The sequence below is a fragment of the Curtobacterium oceanosedimentum genome (assembly GCF_040545555.1).
GTDB lineage: Bacteria > Actinomycetota > Actinomycetes > Actinomycetales > Microbacteriaceae > Curtobacterium.
On record NZ_JBEPMD010000016.1, the window covers coordinates 19032 to 36724 of the forward strand.

General features: G+C 71.3%; 17 protein-coding genes and 1 tRNA gene. 6 read left to right on the forward strand and 12 right to left on the reverse strand.

The features are described 5' to 3' along the window. Positions 1-43: 43 nt before the first annotated feature. Together ABIC52_RS14415 and ABIC52_RS14420 are read left to right on the forward strand one after the other, a co-directional pair. On the forward strand, positions 44-1597 hold the full coding sequence (locus ABIC52_RS14415) for an amino acid permease (protein WP_126891691.1): 1554 nt from the start codon (positions 44-46) through the stop codon (positions 1595-1597). A 46-nt stretch (positions 1598-1643) separates the two neighbouring features. Then, entirely contained in the window at positions 1644-1949 is a 306-nt protein-coding gene (locus ABIC52_RS14420; RefSeq protein WP_354027649.1) for a hypothetical protein, read from the forward strand. Between the two features lie 416 nt (positions 1950-2365). On the opposite strand, the gene ABIC52_RS14425 is transcribed toward ABIC52_RS14420, so the two are convergent. The 4 genes from ABIC52_RS14425 to ABIC52_RS14440 form a co-directional block, all read right to left on the reverse strand. Beyond that, positions 2366-2578, reverse strand: a complete 213-nt coding sequence (locus tag ABIC52_RS14425; RefSeq protein ID WP_126892500.1) for an SCO4848 family membrane protein — start codon at positions 2576-2578, stop codon at positions 2366-2368. A 223-nt stretch (positions 2579-2801) separates the two neighbouring features. Further along, entirely contained in the window at positions 2802-3752 is a 951-nt protein-coding gene (locus tag ABIC52_RS14430) for a hypothetical protein (RefSeq protein ID WP_209678229.1), read from the reverse strand. After that, the gene (locus tag ABIC52_RS14435; RefSeq protein ID WP_126892498.1) at positions 3749-4210 is read right to left on the reverse strand and encodes an ImmA/IrrE family metallo-endopeptidase; all 462 of its coding nucleotides are present in this window, start codon (positions 4208-4210) and stop codon (positions 3749-3751) included. The genes ABIC52_RS14430 and ABIC52_RS14435 overlap by 4 nt, the downstream gene beginning before the upstream one ends. Further along, positions 4207-4647 carry a hypothetical protein gene (locus ABIC52_RS14440; RefSeq protein WP_126892497.1) on the reverse strand — a complete coding sequence of 147 codons (441 nt, stop codon included), beginning with the start codon at positions 4645-4647 and terminating at the stop codon, positions 4207-4209. Before ABIC52_RS14440 ends, ABIC52_RS14435 begins: the two co-directional genes overlap by 4 nt. An 83-nt stretch (positions 4648-4730) precedes the next feature. Here ABIC52_RS14440 and ABIC52_RS14445 point away from each other — a divergent pair, with 83 nt between their 5' ends. Then, a complete protein-coding gene (locus ABIC52_RS14445) occupies positions 4731-5381 on the forward strand; it encodes an IMPACT family protein (protein WP_126892496.1) in 651 nt (216 codons plus the stop codon). 180 nt (positions 5382-5561) lie between these two features. On the opposite strand, the gene ABIC52_RS14450 is transcribed toward ABIC52_RS14445, so the two are convergent. Further along, positions 5562-5637: transfer RNA gene (locus ABIC52_RS14450), tRNA-Lys, on the reverse strand. 113 nt (positions 5638-5750) lie between these two features. Between ABIC52_RS14450 and bcp the strand changes: the two genes are divergently transcribed. Next, on the forward strand, positions 5751-6221 hold the full coding sequence (gene bcp, locus ABIC52_RS14455; protein WP_126892495.1) for a thioredoxin-dependent thiol peroxidase: 471 nt from the start codon (positions 5751-5753) through the stop codon (positions 6219-6221). A gap of 73 nt (positions 6222-6294) precedes the next feature. Here bcp and ABIC52_RS14460 read toward each other — a convergent pair whose 3' ends face one another. Further along, positions 6295-6726, reverse strand: a complete 432-nt coding sequence (locus ABIC52_RS14460) for a hypothetical protein (protein WP_209678232.1) — start codon at positions 6724-6726, stop codon at positions 6295-6297. A 258-nt stretch (positions 6727-6984) separates the two neighbouring features. On the opposite strand from ABIC52_RS14460, the gene ABIC52_RS14465 reads away from it, so the two are divergent. Then, positions 6985-7233, forward strand: a complete 249-nt coding sequence (locus ABIC52_RS14465) for a WhiB family transcriptional regulator (protein WP_022904217.1) — start codon at positions 6985-6987, stop codon at positions 7231-7233. Between the two features lie 180 nt (positions 7234-7413). Here the strand turns inward: ABIC52_RS14465 and ABIC52_RS14470 are convergent, their stop codons facing one another. Further along, positions 7414-8919, reverse strand: coding sequence for a sensor histidine kinase (locus tag ABIC52_RS14470; RefSeq protein WP_209678234.1), 1506 nt, complete (start codon positions 8917-8919; stop codon positions 7414-7416). Between the two features lie 109 nt (positions 8920-9028). Here ABIC52_RS14470 and ABIC52_RS14475 point away from each other — a divergent pair, with 109 nt between their 5' ends. Beyond that, positions 9029-9511, forward strand: coding sequence for an Rv3235 family protein (locus ABIC52_RS14475; protein ID WP_209824098.1), 483 nt, complete (start codon positions 9029-9031; stop codon positions 9509-9511). A gap of 84 nt (positions 9512-9595) precedes the next feature. On the opposite strand, the gene secA is transcribed toward ABIC52_RS14475, so the two are convergent. The 5 genes from secA to mtrB form a co-directional block, all read right to left on the reverse strand. Then, positions 9596-12376 carry a preprotein translocase subunit SecA gene (secA, locus tag ABIC52_RS14480; protein WP_209824099.1) on the reverse strand — a complete coding sequence of 927 codons (2781 nt, stop codon included), beginning with the start codon at positions 12374-12376 and terminating at the stop codon, positions 9596-9598. Between the two features lie 146 nt (positions 12377-12522). Further along, positions 12523-13239 (reverse strand): ribosome hibernation-promoting factor, HPF/YfiA family, encoded by a 717-nt coding sequence (gene hpf, locus ABIC52_RS14485; protein WP_209678244.1) that lies wholly within the window; start codon positions 13237-13239, stop codon positions 12523-12525. 212 nt (positions 13240-13451) lie between these two features. After that, positions 13452-14186, reverse strand: coding sequence for a ComF family protein (locus ABIC52_RS14490; protein ID WP_354027650.1), 735 nt, complete (start codon positions 14184-14186; stop codon positions 13452-13454). A gap of 98 nt (positions 14187-14284) precedes the next feature. Beyond that, positions 14285-15964, reverse strand: a complete 1680-nt coding sequence (locus tag ABIC52_RS14495; RefSeq protein WP_126892454.1) for an LpqB family beta-propeller domain-containing protein — start codon at positions 15962-15964, stop codon at positions 14285-14287. Next, positions 15964-17538 (reverse strand): MtrAB system histidine kinase MtrB, encoded by a 1575-nt coding sequence (gene mtrB / locus ABIC52_RS14500; RefSeq protein WP_435526080.1) that lies wholly within the window; start codon positions 17536-17538, stop codon positions 15964-15966. The genes ABIC52_RS14495 and mtrB overlap by 1 nt, the downstream gene beginning before the upstream one ends. Positions 17539-17693 lie beyond the last annotated feature (155 nt).

Below are 17693 nucleotides of genomic sequence, written 5' to 3' on the forward strand. Positions count from 1 at the left end.
TTCCGTTCCACCCCGGGCCGTTCGCGCATGTAGGTTGGCGCGCATGACAGCGCAGAACGACACGGGTGTTGCGAAGCCCGCGAACGACTTCTCGCACGAGCAGGAGGGCTACCAGCACGGTCTGAAGCCCCGGCAACTGCAGATGATCGCGATCGGCGGGGCCATCGGCACCGGGCTCTTCCTCGGCGCGGGTGGACGCCTGAACACCGCGGGTCCGGCGCTCGCGGTCACCTACCTGATCGCCGGCGTCTTCGCGTTCTTCATCCTCCGCGCCCTCGGCGAACTCGTGCTGCACCGCCCGTCCTCCGGGTCGTTCATCTCGTACGCCCGCGAGTTCTACGGTGAGAAGTTCGCCTACGCCGCCGGCTGGATGTACTTCCTGAACTGGGCGATGACCTCGATCGTCGACACGACCGCCGTCGCCCTGTACCTCCACTACTGGAGCGCGTTCACCGCCGCACCGCAGTGGCTCCTCGCGCTCATCGCCCTGGTCGTCGTGCTCGCCGCCAACATGGTGGCCGTCAAGGTGTTCGGCGAGCTCGAGTTCTGGTTCGCGCTCATCAAGGTCGCCGCGCTCGTCGCGTTCCTCGTGATCGCGCTCGTCTGGTTGGTCTTCGCCTTCCCGGTGGAGACCGGTGGCGAGGCGGTCCGCACGGGCTTCTCGATCTGGGCCGACAACGGCGGACTCATCCCGAACGGTGTGCTGCCCGCGGTCCTCGTCGTCCAGGGCGTCGTGTTCGCCTACGCCGCGATCGAGCTGGTCGGCACCGCGTCCGGCGAGACCCAGGACACCGAGAAGGTCATCCCCCGCGCCATCAACTCCGTCGTCTTCCGCATCGCGGTCTTCTACGTCGGGTCGGTCGTCCTGCTCTCCCTGCTCCTGCCGTACACGTCGTACAAGGACGGACAGAGCCCGTTCGTGACCTTCTTCTCGTCGCTCGGCAACCCGCAGGTCGGCGTCGTCGCCGGGTCGATCATGAACTTCGTCGTGCTGACCGCGGCGCTCTCGTCGCTGAACGCGGGCCTGTACTCGACCGGTCGCGCACTGCACTCGATGGGCATGAACGGCTCCGCGCCGAAGTGGACGACGAAGATGTCGAAGGGCGGCGTGCCGTACGCCGGCATCCTGCTCACCGCGGCCTTCACCGTCGCGGGCGTCGCGCTGAACTACTTCGTGCCGGCACAGGCGTTCGAGATCGCGCTGAACGTCGCGAGCCTCGGCATCATCACCGCCTGGGGCACGATCATCCTCTGCCAGATGAAGCTGCGGCAGTGGGCGAAGCAGGGACTCGCGAAGGAGCCGTCGTTCAAGCTCCCGGGCGCCCCGGTGACCTCGTGGCTGACGCTCGCGTTCCTGGCGTCGGTGATCGTGCTCATGGCGATCGACTACCCCGTCGGCACGTACACGATCGCGTCGCTCGTGGTCATCATCCCGCTGCTGGTCGTCGGCTGGTTCCTGCAGCGCGACCGCATCCTCCGCATCGCAGCGCTGCGTGAGGGCGTGACCGGACCGTTCCCGATCGGCGTCCGCGACCCGGCGAACCAGGTCCGCCGCGACGGACACGACGGCACCGGCGAGGGCAGCAACCGCAGCTGATCGCGCCTTCCGGACAGGGTCCGGTGCGCGCCGGTACGATCGGCGCGTGCCGGACCCTTCTGTCTCCCCCACGCTCGACCTCCAGCTGACCTGGCGTGGGACGTTCGGCAGGATCCGTGTCTACGACGACACCGTCCGTGCGGAGACGAGCTTCGAGCGCGACGGGCTGACCCAGGTCCCGACCGAACGGGTCACCGGCTGGCGCATCGAGCCGTGCGACTTCGACGCCGTGTGCGTGGAGTTCGTGTGCGCGGACGAGACCTTCCGCCTGCTGCTCGACACCGGTGACGAGCGGGTGGCCCGGCTCGGGCTCGAGCGGGCGCTCGGGGCGCCGCTGCCGCCGGCCTCCTGAGTCGGGATCGGTGCTCGGCGTCGGCGGCGTCGGCGGCGTCCGCGGCGTCGGCGGCGTCGGCGGCGTCGGCGGCGTCCGCGGCGTCGGCGGCGTCGGCGGCGTCGGCGGCGTCGGCGGCGTCGGCGGCGTCGGCGGCGTCGGCGGCGTCGGCGGCGAGACGCCGGCGTCGGTGCGAGACGCCGCGTCCGCCGGGAGACGACGCCGGATCCGAAGGCGTCTCGCAGGCAGGGCGGCGTTCAGCACACACACCGGCGTCTCGCAGGCAGGGCGGCGTCTCGCCGGCACGGCGGCGTCCCGCGCACACACCGGCGTCCCGTCGGCGCGCCGGTCGACCGCGGGGTGAGGACGGACGGACGGGAGGCGCGGTACCAGCCGGCACCGCGCCTCCCGTCCGTCAGGTGGTCCCGAGGACCGCGTCAGAGCAGCAGCAGGACCCCCGCCACCACGGCCGCGAGGGCGATCGCGAACGCGATGAGCAGCAGCACCAGGTGCACGGTGTAGAACGTCGTCGGCTTCCCGGCTGCGTCGCGCGCACGGCCGTCCTTCGCGACCCGCTGGAAGAAGCGCGGCCAGGTCACGACGTTGAACACGGCGGCGACGAACAGGACGATGGCGGCGAAGACGGTCACGCGACGATCCTAGCCAGCGAGGACGGACCGGCCCCTGACCCGAGCGCTGCCGGAGCGAGAGCCCGGGGGTGCTCGGCCGCCCCCAACGCGGCCGAGACCTCCCCGGTGTGCCGGACGACGAGGAGCCCCGTCGTGTAGCACGTGCTACAGACCCTACACGGCCGCGCGCCGAATCGTCGAGCGCTGCTCGGGAACGTGACCGGACCGATGCAGACGAGCTGGCTCAGACGGTGTCGCGGGGAGCGTCGAGCACCTCGTCGAGTGCGGACTCCGCCTCGGCGAGGACGACCCGCTCGTCGGCTTCCAGGGGTCGGCGCGAGCGTCGGGCGCCGTCGTTGATCTCGACGATGGTCCGGCTGAGCCGCGTCGCGGTGTCCTCGGTCGCCGGGTACGCGTTGTCGGTACCGATGCGGTCGTGCAACGGCTCGAGGGCGGCCAGGGCTGCGTCGAGGCGGCGAGCACGGCGCCGACGGGCGAGCTGGTGACCGATGACGAGCAACAGCATCCCCGACGCCATGCAGAGCACCGCACCGGGCGTGGTGACGTCGTAGGGCGGCGTGAGCGCACGGGTGACGTCGAGGCGCCCCACCACGTGCGCGACGTCCATGACCGCGACGACCACCATCCGCACGACACCGAGGACCCCGCCGAGCACGATCACCCACAGGCCGACGAGGTCCGCGGCGGTCCGGGCCTCGCGCAGGCGCATCAGGCAGATCACGCCCGTGGCACCGACCGCGGTGCCCAGGTACGTGGTCTGCGCGATCGAGTACACGGCCGCCGCAGGTTGGTCCCCCGCGACGAGCATGAACGTCGTCGTGGTCGGCGGCCGGTCGAGCGCGAGGAACGCCGCCACGACCACCACCACGACGACGACGAACGCGACGATGATCGCCGTCCGCAGCCACCGCCACGCGGCGCCGACGGCCTTCGCGACCCCCCACAGGAGCGTGCTCGTCCCGGCGACCATCAGGCAGTCGCTGACGACCGTGACCACGTTGCGGCCGCCGACGATCGGGTCGAGCCAGCGGTACAGCGGGTCGACGTTCGCGACGATCGTCGCGGTGAAGAGCAGGAACGTCACCGCGAGCGTGCGGTCCTGGCCGCGCTGCAGGCGGAAGAGCACCACCGTCCCGACGACGAGGACCACCGCCATCGCGACGGAGACGATCACCCGAAGACCCCGCGGAAGGCGCTCGGACGGCCCCGGTTCGACCGGATCAGGGCGGCGAGGCGGTCGGCGAAGAGCTCGGCCTCGTGCTCGTAGGCGTTCGAGAACAGCCCACGGGCGAGGGCACGCTCGACCTTGTACTCGGGGACGTCCGGGATCACGTCGCGCACGTACGCCGACTGGGCCGCGTGCTCCGAGTGCCGGTGCAGCACGTGCCCGAGCTCGTGCCCGATGACGAACGAGCGGAAGGTCGCCGAGGTCGTCGGCGAGATCATCACGAGGTGCTGGTGCTCGAGGGTCGCCACGAAGCCGCAGACCGGCTCCGCGCTGAGGAACGACTCCTCGCGCACGACGACCGGCTTGCCGACGTGGTCAGCGGCAGCGGCGACGGCCTGGTCGATGTCCGACCAGCCCTCGGCCGCGCCACGGGTCCAGAAGGCCTCGACCGAGGCGTCCGTCACGCCGCACCCCCTCGTGCCGATTCCTCCTCGAGCACCCGGGCGATGCGCCGCAGGGCCTCGGGTGAGAGCTCCCCCGGGAACGTGCGGGCGGCGAACCCGCTCACCCGGGCCGACCGGAGTGCGCGCACGAGCTCGATCTGCGCGCCGATGCGCTCGGGGACGGCGCTGTCCTCGAGCAGGAAGCGCTCGTCGACCTCGAAGAACCCGGCGAGCAGGCGCAGGAGGTCGGTGTCCCGGTTGCGGCGGCCGTCGCCGGACAGCATGTACGTCCACTTGGCGCGGGAGAGCGAACCACCCTGTGCCGCGACGTACTCCTCGATCGCCGCGAACGGCACGGGAGCGCCGCGCTGCGACTCCTCGAAGTCGAGCAGCAGGTTGAGTCGACGGGCGAGCTCGGCTGCGTCGAGCGCGCCACCCTTGGGATCCGCGGTCGTCATGTCGATCGGACTCCTCCCCAGTCGCCGGCTGTGCAGGCCATGGTAGCGCGGGGCACCGACGACACGCGGCTACCCTCGACGACGTGCCCCGCCACTTCCCGTCGACCGTCGCCGGCACCGTCGAGCACGAGATCGTCGTCACCAGGTCGCGGTTCCTCACCACGATCGTCCCCGTGACCGGGGTCGAGGACGCGGACCGTGTCATCGCCGACGTCCGGCGTCGGTACTGGGACGCGCGGCACAACTGCTCCGCCATGGTCACCGGGGTCCTCGGCGACCAGGCGCGTTCCTCCGACGACGGGGAGCCGTCCGGCACCGCCGGTGTCCCGATGCTCGAGGTCCTCCGCCGTCGCGACCTGACCGACGTGGTCGCCGTGGTGACCCGGTACTTCGGTGGCGTGAAGCTGGGGGCGGGCGGACTGGTCCGCGCGTACTCGACCTCGGTGTCCGAGACCCTCGACCGCGTCGCCCTCGTGCACCGCGTCGAACTGACCCGCGTCGCGGTCACGGCGCCCCACGCCGACGCCGGCCGGATCGACAACGTGCTGCGGCAGTGGGTGCAGCAGCACGGAGCCACCTTCGACGACCCGACCTACGGCAGCGCGGTCGACTTCACGCTCTGGGTCCCCCAGGACGCCGTCGACCTCCTGCAGGCCGACCTCGCAGCGGCGTCGGGAGGCGGGTTGACGCCCGTCGTCGGCGGGACGCGCGTGGTCGACGTGCCGACCCGCTGACGGCGCCACGGTCGATCGCGGCCGGGCACGGGTCCGGCACGGGTCCGGGTCGGGCTCCGCGATAGGTCGCACGGATCTGCGTTCCGAAGGCACCCCGCGCGTGTCGCCCGCGAGCGGCGCCGATCGGCAGCTCCGGGGGAACGACGAAGGCCCGGTCGGAGTGATCCGACCGGGCCTTGCTGGTGCGCCCCCTCGGACTTGAACCGAGAACCCACTGATTAAGAGTCAGTTGCTCTGCCAATTGAGCTAGAGGCGCATGGTGTTCAGTTGTCTGTCGCTCCCGCACTTCCGTGCTGCAACGGGAAACAACATTAGCATGACTTTCGCGTGCTCACGACCACCCGGGCACCGCGACCGAACAGGAGCCCCATGACGGACCGTCTCACCGCCGGCGACACCGCCCCCGACTTCACCCTGCCGGACCAGGACGGCGTGCAGCACCGCCTCGCCGACCTGCGCGGCCGCAAGGTGATCGTGTACTTCTACCCCGCAGCGTCGACCCCGGGCTGCACGACCGAGGCCTGCGACTTCCGCGACAACATGTCGTCGCTCCAGGCGGCCGGGTACGAGGTCCTCGGCATCTCGAAGGACGAGCCCGCGAAGCTCAAGACCTTCCAGCACGAGCAGGCACTGACCTTCCCGCTGCTCAGCGACCCCGACCTGACCGTGCACCAGGCGTACGCCGCCTGGGGCGAGAAGAACAACTACGGGAAGATCGTCACCGGCACGATCCGGTCGACGATCGTCGTCGACGAGGACGGCGCCGTGCAGCTGCCGCTCTACAACGTCAAGGCGACCGGGCACGTCGCGAGCCTGCGGAAGAAGCTCGGCCTGGTCTGAGACCCGGCCCCACGACGGACGGGAGGGACGCTGCCAGCTGGCAGCGCGCCTCCCGTCCGTCACACGGTCCCGACTACTCGTCGCGTGCGTCGCGCGGGACGAGCCAGCCGGTCACCGCGCGGGACAGCACCAGGCTGAGCCCCAGCAGCGCCGGGACCAGGAGGACCCAGCCGACCCAGGCGACGCGGAAGACGCCCTGGAACGCGCCGATCGCGAGGGCGCCCTGCATCACCTGCCAGACGAGGATGCCGGCGCGCACCCAGGCGTGGCGGTTGCGGAGGCCGACGACGAGCGAGACCAGCCAGAGCGCGGCGACGGCGCAGAGCAGCGTGAGCGCGATCGCCGACGCGATGCTCGACGACGGGGCGACGATCGACTCCACGAGCAGGACGACGGTCGTGACGACGAGCGCGAGTGCCTCGAGCCCCACCACGACGAGCAGGGTCGTGACGGCCGGCGGGCGACCCGGGACGTGGTCCGGAGCGGTCGGGGTGGTGTCGGGCACAGCAAGCCTCCAGCATCGGGACCCTTGATTTGGTCATCCCAGTATGGAACGATATTCGAGGTCGTTTGGACGGCACGATGTGGTGTGCGTCTCCCGCGGTTCGACGCTTCTCCCCCGAGCGTCCAGCGGGCGTCAGACTCGCTCCCAGCGGAAGCCTCCCCCACAGGTTCCCCTCGTGCCCTGTGCATGCCAGCGTTCCGATCCCCGAGCCGCGGCCCCGGCCTGCCGTTCGAGCATCGACATCAAGGAGCACCACACATGGACTGGCGTGACCAGGCAGCCTGCCTCACCGCGGACCCCGAGCTCTTCTTCCCCGTTGGGAACACCGGACCGGCCGTCGACCAGATCGAGAAGGCGAAGTCGGTGTGCGCTCGCTGCACCGTCACCGAGATGTGCCTGCAGTACGCCCTCGAGAACAACCAAGACTCGGGCGTCTGGGGCGGCCTCAGCGAGGACGAGCGCCGTGCGCTGAAGCGTCGCGCCGCCCGCGCCCGCCGCGCCTCCTGACCCAGCGCACCTGACACCACGACGCCCGTCGCTCCCCTGCGGAGCGGCGGGCGTCGTCGTGTGCGCGGCGGGCGCAGGGCCCGGTTCCGAACCAGCGATCCGACATCGAACCAGCGCGCGGGGCTGGTTCGATGTCGCATCCGTGGTTCGATGCGGCGCTGCTCGCCGCGCCGGGTCGGGTCAGGCGGCGCCGGCGGCGGTCAGCCAGCGGAACGGGATCGTGATCGTGACCTCGGTCCCGCTGCCGGTGAGGGTGTGCCAGTCGATCGTCCCGCCGAGCTCGCCCTGGATCAGCGTCCGGACGATCTGCGTGCCGAGCCCCGACCCGACCTTGCCCTCCGGCAGGCCGACGCCGTTGTCGCGGACCTCGATGTCGAGGTGGTCGTCAGCACGGTTCGCGACGATCTCGACCTCGCCGTCACGTCCGTCGAGACCGTGCTCGACGGCGTTCGTGACGAGCTCGGTGAGCCCGAGGGCGAGGGGCGTCGCAGCCTCGGAGGGCAGCACGCCGAACTCACCGGTCTTCTTCGGGCGGACGGTCGTGTTGTGCGACGCGGCGACCTCGGTGACGAGCTTGAGCACCGAGTCGAACACCTCGTCGAAGTCGACGTTCTGGCTGAGACCGGTCGACAGGGTGTCGTGCACGACGGCGATCGCGGCGACACGGCGCATGGCGTTCTGCAGCGAGGTGCGGGCCTCGTCGGAGTGGGTCCGTCGGGCCTGGATCCGGAGCAGCGACGCGACCGTCTGCAGGTTGTTCTTCACGCGGTGGTGGATCTCGCGGATCGTCGCGTCCTTGGTGATGAGCTCGCGCTCCTGGTGGCGCAGCTCGGTCACGTCGCGGCAGAGCACGATCGCGCCGATGCGCTCACCGTGGTCGCGCAGCGGGATCGACCGGAGCGACACGGTCACACCCTTCGACTCGACGTCGGCACGCCACGGCGCACGTCCGGTCACGACGAGCGGGAGGGACTCGTCGACGTCGAGCTTGGAGCCGATGAGCTCGGTGGTGACCTCGGCGAGGGACTTCCGCTCGAGCTCCCCCTCGAAGCCCATCCGGTTGAACGCGCTGAGGCCGTTCGGGCTCGCGAAGGTCACGGTCCCGTTGGTGTCGAGGCGCAGCAGCCCGTCGCTCGCACGGGGTGCCCCACGCCGCGGGCCGGCCGGCGCCCCGAGGTCCGGGAAGTCCCCGGTGGCGATCATGCCGAACAGGTCGTTCGCACTCGCGGTGAAGTTGAGCTCCTGGCGGCTCGGCGTCCGCATCTCGTCCTGGTTCGAGTGCCGGGTGACGACGGCGATCGGTCGGTCGGTCGTCTCCGTGCTGTTCGTGTTCAGCCGACGGAGCACCGGGATCGCACGGACGCGGGTCGGGGTGTCCTCGTACCAGTCCGGCTCGGCCGAGTCGACGACGGTGGCGCTCGCGAAGCACTGGGTCACCTGGTCGCGCCACTCCTCGCGCATCTCCTGCCCGACGATGTCGCGGTAGAACAGCGTCGCCGCCGAGCTGGGCCGTGCGTGGGCGACGGCGACGAACGAGCCGTCCTCGGCCGTCGGCACCCAGAGGACCATGTCCGCGAAGGAGAGGTCGGCGAGCAGCTGCCAGTCCCCCACGAGCAGGTGGAGCCACTCCACGTCCGCTTCCGAGGATCGGCCTTGCGCGAGGACGAGGTCACTGAGGGTCGACACCCGGCCAGTCTAGGTGCGCCGATCTGTGGAGAACGACGCTCCTCCACAACCACGAGTCATGAACATTTCAGATGTTCCACTCGTCCGTACGCTCGGGTCCGGAGGGGACATGGCGGCAGGAGAAGCACGTCCGATCACGGACGACGAGCAGGAGGAGCCGGTCACGAGGACGCTCGTCCCCGTGACGGGCGTCGCACCGACCGACGAGCCCGCGCCGGCGGCAGCGGTCACGGACGATCCCGCCGCGCCGCCGACACCGGACGTCGTCGACACCGCACGTGCGCTCGGGCTGTGCGTGGTCGAGGTCCTGACCGGCGGGCGTGAGGTCGACAGCATCGCACGGTGGATCACCGAGGACGTGCAGCGGCACCTCCTGCAACGCGCTGCGGTGGCGGCTCGCGCGCGGTCGGTCGGACGACGCCCCCGAGCACGTCCGCTCCTGCAGGTCGGCAGTGTCCGGGTGTGCGAACCGGCGCCGGGCGTCGCCGAGGCGGCGGTGGTGGTGCACACCCGCAGCCACGCCCGCGCGGTCGCGCTGCGGCTGGAGCTGCGGCAGGGGCGCTGGCGCGCGACCGCGATCGGCGTGCTCTGACCGGCCAACGGCCGACGGCGGACGGGGCAGACGGACGGGAGGCGCGGTGCCAGCCGGCACCGCGCCTCCCGTCGTGAGGGTGGGTCAGCCCTTCTTGGCGGCCTGACGACGCTCGGCCCGGTTCCCCGCTGCAGCGGCCTGACCGGACGCGGTCGCCGCGTTGCCGAACGCAGAGCCCTGCTCCGGACCAGCGGCCTCGGCCTCGGCCTGCGCGCGCTGCGCCCGTGCGGTCGCGGCCTGCTCGAGGCGACCGCGCTCGTCGCGCACCTCGACCTCGCCGTCGATCGACGGTGCCGAGTACTCGAGACCGGTCGCCTCGGACTCCCCGAGCCCCTTCGCCTCGATGACCGCGTTGTCGCCGTCCGACTGCACCTGGACCTCGAGGTTGAACAGGTAGCCGACCGACTCCTCGCGGATCTGGCCCATCATGCTCTGGAAGAGCGCGTAGCCCTCGCGCTGGTACTCGACCAGCGGGTCGCGCTGCGCCATCGCACGGAGACCGATGCCGTCCTTGAGGTAGTCCATCTCGTACAGGTGGTCCCGCCAGCGACGGTCGATCACCGAGAGGACCACGCGGCGCTCGAGCTCGCGCATGGCCTCGTCGCCGAGGACCTCCTCGCGCTGCTGGTAGGCGAGCTTGGCGTCGGACAGGATCTCGCGCGCCAGGAACTCACGCGTCGCCTTGCCCTTCGACCCGGCCTCGGTGATGACCTCGTCGATGGAGATCGAGATCGGGTAGAGCGTGCCGAGCTCGGTCCACATGGCGTCGAGGTCCCAGTCGTCCGGGGAACCCTCGCCGGTGTGCGTGTCGATCACGTCGTCGATCACGGCCTTGAGGAACGACTGCGCGCGGTCGTTGATGTCGTCGCCCTCGAGGATGTGGCGGCGGTCGCTGTAGATCGCCTCGCGCTGCCGGTTGAGGACGTCGTCGTACTTCAGGACGTTCTTGCGGATCTCGGCGTTGCGGCCCTCGACCTGCGCCTGGGCGGACCGGATCGCGCGACTGACGAGCTTGTTCTCGATCGCCATGTCGTCCGGCACGTTCGAGCGGCCCATCAGGCTCTCGGCGGCACCGGAGTTGAACAGGCGCATCAGGTCGTCGGTCAGCGACAGGTAGAAGCGGCTCTCACCGGGGTCGCCCTGGCGGCCGGAACGGCCGCGCAGCTGATTGTCGATGCGGCGGGACTCGTGCCGCTCCGTGCCGAGCACGTAGAGGCCACCGGCCTCGCGGACCTTGTCGCCCTCTTCCTCGACGGTCTTCTTGACCGCGGCGAAGACGTCGTCCCACGCGGCCTCGTACTCCTCCGGCGTCTCCGTCGGGGACAGGCCCTTGTCGTGCATCTCCTGCACGGCGAGGAACTCGGAGTTGCCGCCGAGCATGATGTCGGTACCGCGGCCGGCCATGTTCGTGGCGACCGTCACCGCGCCGAGTCGACCTGCCTGGGCGACGATCGCGGCCTCGCGTGCGTGGTTCTTCGCGTTGAGGACCTCGTGCTTGACGCCCTTCTTCGCGAGGAGCTTCGACAGGTACTCCGACTTCTCGACGCTCGTGGTGCCGACGAGGACGGGCTGGCCCTTCTCGTGGCGCTCGGCGATGTCGACGGCGACCTGCTCGAACTTCGCCTTCTCGTTCTTGTAGACGAGGTCGGTCTGGTCGATGCGCTGCATCGGCTTGTTCGTCGGGATCGGGACGACGCCGAGCTTGTACGTCGACATGAACTCGGCCGCCTCGGTCTCGGCGGTACCGGTCATGCCGGAGAGCTTCTGGTAGAGGCGGAAGTAGTTCTGCAGCGTGACGGTCGCGAGGGTCTGGTTCTCGGCCTTGACCTCGACGCCCTCCTTCGCCTCGATCGCCTGGTGGATGCCCTCGTTGTAGCGACGACCCATCAGGATGCGGCCGGTGTGCTCGTCGACGATGAGCACCTCGCCGTTCATCACGACGTAGTCCTTGTCCTTCTTGAACAGGGCGACGGCCTTGATCGAGTTGTTCAGGAAGGAGATCAGCGGCGTGTTCGCCGACTCGTACAGGTTGTCGATGCCGAGGTAGTCCTCGACCTTCTCGATGCCGGGCTCGAGGACACCGACGGTGCGCTTCTTCTCGTCGACCTCGTAGTCCTCGCCCGGGATCAGGCGGGTGGCGATCGACGCGAACTCGGTGAACCAGCGGTTCGCCTCGCCGGAGGACGGACCGGAGATGATGAGCGGCGTGCGGGCCTCGTCGATGAGGATCGAGTCGACCTCGTCCACGATCGCGAAGTAGTGGCCGCGCTGCACCATGTCCGACGCCTGCCACGCCATGTTGTCGCGCAGGTAGTCGAAGCCGAACTCGTTGTTCGTGCCGTACGTGATGTCCGCCGCGTACTGCTCGCGGCGCTCGGCCGGCGACTGGTTCGCGATGATGCAGCCCGTGGTCATGCCGAGCGCACGGAAGACGCGGCCCATGATCTCGGACTGGTACGACGCGAGGAAGTCGTTGACGGTGATGACGTGCACGCCGCGCGACGGGATCGCGTTCAGGTACGCGGCGGTGGTCGCGACGAGGGTCTTGCCCTCACCGGTCTTCATCTCCGCGATGTTGCCCAGGTGCAGGGCCGCGCCACCCATGAGCTGCACGTCGAAGTGCCGCATGCCGAGGGTGCGCTTGGCCGCTTCGCGGACCGCGGCGAACGCCTCGGGCAGGAGGTCGTCGAGGGACTCCCCGTTGGCGTAGCGCTCGCGGAGTTCCTTCGTCTCGTCCTGGAGCTCCTCGTCGGTGAGGCTCGCGAAGTCGTCCTCGAGGTCGTTGATGGCCGAGGCGTACGCCTTCAGCCGTCGGAGGGTGCGTCCTTCGCCGATGCGGAGGACCTTCTCCAGCACGTTTGCCACGTGAGCTCCTTACGGGGTCGTCGCGCGCGACCTGCGCGATCCGAACAGCCAGTCATGCTAGCAACCCGGCGGAGCCGTGCGCTGGGAGACGGACGGGCGTGCGCGGTCCGCAGACCACGCACGCCCGTGTCATGCCGAGGGGTCGGTCACGCGACGGCGGCCGAGCGGCTCCGCTCGTCGTCGGCGGTCGCGGCTCCGGTGTCGGTGCCGGTCTCGCCGTCCTGGTCGATGCCGATCACGCCGTAGTCCCAACCCTTGCGGCGGTACACGACGCTCGGGCGTCGGGTCTCGGCGTCGACGAACAGGTAGAAGTCGTGCCCGACGAGCTCCATGCGGTAGAGCGCGTCGTCGACGGTCATCGGGGCCTCGGCGAAGACCTTGTGGCGGATCACCACCGGCGAGTAGACCTCGGCGTCGTCGTCGTGCGATTCCTCCACCACGGGGACGGCGCCGGTCGCGACGGTCTCGATGAGCCGTCCGTCGGCCGGTGTCACGCCCATGTGCTCGAACCCGGTCCCGGCGGCCTCGGCCACCGAGGTCGGGCGGTGGCGTCCCCGGTGCACCTTGCGGCGGTCGCGCGCACGGCGCAGACGCTCGGTGATGCGGGCGAACGCCAGGTCGAACGCCGCGTACTTGTCCGACGCGGCGGACTCGGCCCGCACCAGTGGCCCGGGACCGATCAGGGTGAGCTCGACGCGGTCCTCACCCCCGGAGCCCCCGGACTTCTCGTTGTGGCGGCTGAGGCGCACCTCGAAGGCGAGGGCGCGGTCGGCGAGCACGTCGATCTTCTCGGACTTCTGTTCCACGTAGGTGCGGAATCGATCGGTGACCCCGACGTTCCGGCCCGTGATCGTCACGTCCATGTGGCGGCTCCCATCCGTACTTCGGCGCGTCGCCTCCATCCGGCGATCCCGAACGCCTTGCCGCGAGGCTAGACCCCGCGACGAGGTGGCGTCACGGCCGACCGGCGGATCCGACCGGACACCCACCGGATGCTCAGCCGTCACCGTCCGGACACCCGGCGTCCACACGGCGACCCGGCGGCAGGCCGCGGGCCGCGGGCCGCGGCGGGCAGTCACTCCTCGACCTCGGCGAGCGCCACGCACCGCACCACCCGACCCCCGGCCGCCCGGACCGCGCGCACCGCCTCGGCCATGGTGACGCCCGTCGTCACGACGTCGTCGACCACCACCACGTCGCGGCCCGCCACGTGCGCGGCGCGGAGGGTCCCCACCGTGGCCTCGACCCGTTCGAGTGCGGTCCGTCCCTTCTGCCCGTGGGCGGCCGGGGTGCCGGACGAGTACGGCCCTCTCGTTCCCCGACACGGCCGGCGGTCCCGCCGGAGCGCACCCCGCGGCGCACGGCAGGAGCGCCGTCGTGCCGCGTGCGCCCGGCGCAGCAGCAGGACGACCGGGTCGAACCCACGACGCCGGGCGCCGGTCCTCGACGGCGGCACCCGGACGAGCAGCGCGCCCGGGACGTCGGCCAGCGCGCGGTCGACGAGCGCGCCGAAGCGGGGCGCGAGCACCGGCACGAGGTCGGTCCGGCCACGCAGCTTCAGTTCGAGGACGAGTGCCCGGACCGTGTCCCGGTAGGCGAAGGCCGCGTCGAGCCGGACCCCGGCGACGAGGCGTCGTCGCAGCGGCTCCGCGTCGAGGGCGTCACGGCAGGGCAGGCACACCGCGCGGTCAGGAGCGCCGCACCCGGGACACGTCACCGGGAGCACGAGTCCGAGCAGGGCGAGGACGGCGTCCGCCCAGGCACCGGCCGGGGCGCCGGTGCGCCGGGGACGGGAGTTCGTCGAGGACATGCGTCCATCGTGGGGACGGATCGTCGGACCGGGTGGGCCGACGAGGCGGACGGTGGACGCGCCTCCAGGCCGTGCCGCCTGTGCAGGGACGGCTGCGGTCAACGCTGCGTGCCGAGCACGTCCGCGGTGACGCCCGTGGTGTCCCAGCGACCACCCGTGGACTGCAGGACCGTCCCGTCCGACATCCGGAGCAGCACCGAGCCCCCGCTGCCGCCGGTGACCGACACGGCGGTCCCGTCCGGCTTCGGCAGCGTCGTCGACTGGCCGCCGACCGTCGACCGGACGACCTCGGGGCCGGTGTCCGTCTGGCCGACCGACACCACGTCGCTGTCGTTCACCCACGCCGCACCGACGGCGTCGCCGGTGGCTGCCTGCACGCGGACGGGCGACCCGAGCCCGGTGGGCGTGCGGTCACCGCTCCGGACGATCGCCATCACGTAGAGCGCCGGCCCGTCCGACGTCTCGATGAGCGCGAGGGCCCGGGTGGAGTCGCGGGACACCTGGAAGGACACGAGGTTGCCCAGCGGCAGCGTCGTGGCGATCGGGTGCGGGTCCCCACCGAGTCCGTAGGCGGTCACCCTGCCGGTGTCGCCGCCCTGTCCGACCCAGACGAACCCGAGGTCGTCGAGGGTGGGCGGGACGAGTCCCTGGGTCGCGTCGATGCGCAACGCGTCCCGGCCGCGGACCACGACCACACCGCTGGCGTTGCCGACCGCGGCGACCGTGCCGGAGCCCGAGAGCGAGAACGACCGGGGGTCGAGGGCGGCGATGGTCGTGCTCGTGTCGCCGCCGAGTCCGGCGACCCGACCGTTGGTCGTCGCGTACCCGACCTCGTCGTCGTGGTCGACGAGGGGGCGCGGGTCGACGTCGGGGTTGAGCCGCGCCTGCGTGCCCTGCTGCTCCGGCACGGCGAACGGCGCCCCCTCGTTCGTGATCGAGACCGACGACACCGAGGCGACCGACGCGAGGGACCGGGTGAGCTGCTCGCGCATCCGCACCCGGTCGTCGTTGCTCGCACGCAGGGCGTCGCTCGACAGGTCGACGAGGGCGGAGCCGTTCTCGATCGTCACCGCGTTGAGCGAGAGCTGCGTGCCCTCGGGGAAGGCCGAGACCACCGCGCCCTTGAGCCAGTCGGACGGTCCGGCGAGCAGCGCGCTCGCGATGCGCGTGCTCGTGGACGACCGGGCGAGGAACCACCGCTCGTCCGGCACCAGGTACCGGTACGTCGGGTCGAAGAAGTAGAGCGCGTGCTGCTGGAACTGCGACTCGAAGCTGACCGGGGTGAGGATGATGCCGTCGGGGGCGTAGGCGATGCGCCACTCGCCGTCCTCGCGGACGAACTGGAAGGTCAGGGTCGACGTCGTCGGCCGGACCGCCTGGGTGTACTCGCCGTCGGCGTCGACGGTCGCGCTGGCGGTCAGCGTGTAGGTGAGCTCGCGGTCGGCGACGCGCTCGATCGCGCCGCTCCCCTGCAGGACGGTGACGCCGCGGCGGGGGTTCCACTTCTCGGCGAAGCCCTTCGCGAGGAACTCGCGTGCGGTGCCGTAGTCGTCCTGCGCACCGGTGCCGGCTGCGACGAAGCCGCGCAGGATCGCGGTCTGGTCCGCGCCGGCGACCGGTCGGTCCGGGCGGAGTTCGAAGCCGGAGATCGCCTCGTCCTTCACCGACTGCCCGGTGCGCACGCCGCCGCCGGTCGGGATCGCCGCGCACGCCGTCAGGGCGACGACCGTCAGGGCCGCGAGCGTCGTCGCCACCAGGGTCCGGAGTCGTGCACGCATCAGCGGTCCTCCCGGACGGCGCGTGGTCCGTCGTAGGTCTCGTCGAGCTCGGGCAGCGGGATCGCCGACGTCGCCGTGCCGAGCGCCTCGCCGCGCGGCAGCGTCAGCACGAACGTCGAGCCCTCGCCCGGGCGCGACCAGACGTCGATCCGACCGCCGTGCAGGTTGGCGTCGCCGAGCGAGATCGCGAGCCCGAGCCCCGTGCCGCCGATGGTGCGCTTGCGGCTCGGGTCGGCCCGCCAGAACCGGTCGAAGACCCGGGCGGCGTCCTCCGGGGGCATGCCGACGCCCTGGTCGCGCACGGCGATGGCGACGGAGCGGGAGTCGCTGTCGACGACGACCTGGACCGGCTTCGCGTCACCGTGCTCGATCGCGTTGCCGACGAGGTTGCGCAGGATCCGACGGATGCGCTTCGCGTCGAGCTGCATCGTGGTGTGGCCGCCGGGGGTGACGAGCTGCAGGTCGACGCCGGCGCGGTCGGCGAGCGGCTGGAACTCCTCGACGATGTCGGCGGCGAGCGCCGCGGGTACGACCGGCTCGGTGTCGAGCTGCACGGCCTGGGCGTCGTAGCGCGAGATCTCGAGCAGGTCGGCGAGCAGCAGCTCGAAGCGCTCGACCTGCGCGTGCAGGAGCTCGGCGGAGCGACCCACCGACGGTTCGAAGGCGTGTCGGGAGTCGTAGAGCATGTCGCCGGCGAGACGGATGGTGGTCAGGGGCGTGCGGAGCTCGTGGGAGACGTCGGACACGAAGCGCTGCTGCACGCGGGAGAGCTCGGCCAGCTGGGTGATCTGCCGGCTGACCGCGTCCGCCATGTCGTTGAAGCTGCGCGCCAGGATCGCGATGTCGTCGTGACCGCGGACCGGGATGCGTTCGTCGAGTCGTCCGGCGGCGATCTTGCGGCTGGTCTCCGCAGCGCCGCGGATGGGCACGACGACGAGCCGCACCACGAGCGAGGTGACGAGCGCGATGAGGACGATGAGGGCGACGCCGCCGACGGAGAGCGTCTGCGACACGAAGTCGAGGGTCTGCTGCGCGTCGGACAGGTCGTACACGATGTAGAGCTCGTACTGCCCGGCGCTGGGGACCTGCAGGACGGACCCGACCGCCAGGCCCGGTTCGCGCCGGCCGCCGTCGTCGAGCTGCACGGGCTGCAGGCTCAGCCGACCGGTGTCCTTCGCGACCTCGCGTCGCAGCGCGTCGGTGATGACGGCGTCCGGGAAGTCCTGGCTCGCCAGGTTCTGCAGCGTCTGCGGCGTCGACTGCCCCGGCGTCCGCTCGATGGCGATGCTCGTGCCGCCCGGGCTCGTCGTGTTCGACAGGATCGCCTGCTGCGCCTCGCTCTGCAGGGTCTCGAGCTCGGTCTGGTTGTTGTCCTCGGCCGCGGTGGCGGCGTCGAAGATGCCCTGCGCGACGATCGTCGCTCGGGCCGACTCGGACTCGATCTGGTCGCGACGCTGCGCGTAGACGTTGTTCGAGATGCTGATCATGACCGCGGTGCCGATCACCGCGACCGCGAGGCCGGTGGTCGCGACGGTGATCGCGACGCTGCGCACCATGAGCGAGCGGCGCCACAGCCACGCGACGGCGTACCAGCCGCGGCGGACCCAGCGGCGGAGCCGACGCCGGAGCCGGGCGGCGCGTCCGGACGGGCGGCGCCCGGGCCACCGCTGGCCGGACGGAGGTCGCGCCGACGGACGGCCGTCAGACGGATCGCCGGGCCGGCTGGCCC

What these genes read in the sequence shown, in the direction of transcription:
- ABIC52_RS14415 (WP_126891691.1), top strand. Translation starts at nt 44, where the DNA reads ATGACAGCGCAGAACGACACGGGTGTTGCGAAGCCCGCGAACGACTTC.
- ABIC52_RS14440 (WP_126892497.1), bottom strand. Translation starts at nt 4,647, where the DNA reads ATGACGACCGCGGATCCCAAGGGTGGCGCGCTCGACGCAGCCGAGCTC.
- bcp (WP_126892495.1), top strand. Translation starts at nt 5,751, where the DNA reads ATGACGGACCGTCTCACCGCCGGCGACACCGCCCCCGACTTCACCCTG.
- ABIC52_RS14465 (WP_022904217.1), top strand. Translation starts at nt 6,985, where the DNA reads ATGGACTGGCGTGACCAGGCAGCCTGCCTCACCGCGGACCCCGAGCTC.
- ABIC52_RS14475 (WP_209824098.1), top strand. Translation starts at nt 9,029, where the DNA reads ATGGCGGCAGGAGAAGCACGTCCGATCACGGACGACGAGCAGGAGGAG.
- hpf (WP_209678244.1), bottom strand. Translation starts at nt 13,239, where the DNA reads ATGGACGTGACGATCACGGGCCGGAACGTCGGGGTCACCGATCGATTC.
- ABIC52_RS14490 (WP_354027650.1), bottom strand. Translation starts at nt 14,186, where the DNA reads ATGTCCTCGACGAACTCCCGTCCCCGGCGCACCGGCGCCCCGGCCGGT.
- ABIC52_RS14495 (WP_126892454.1), bottom strand. Translation starts at nt 15,964, where the DNA reads ATGCGTGCACGACTCCGGACCCTGGTGGCGACGACGCTCGCGGCCCTG.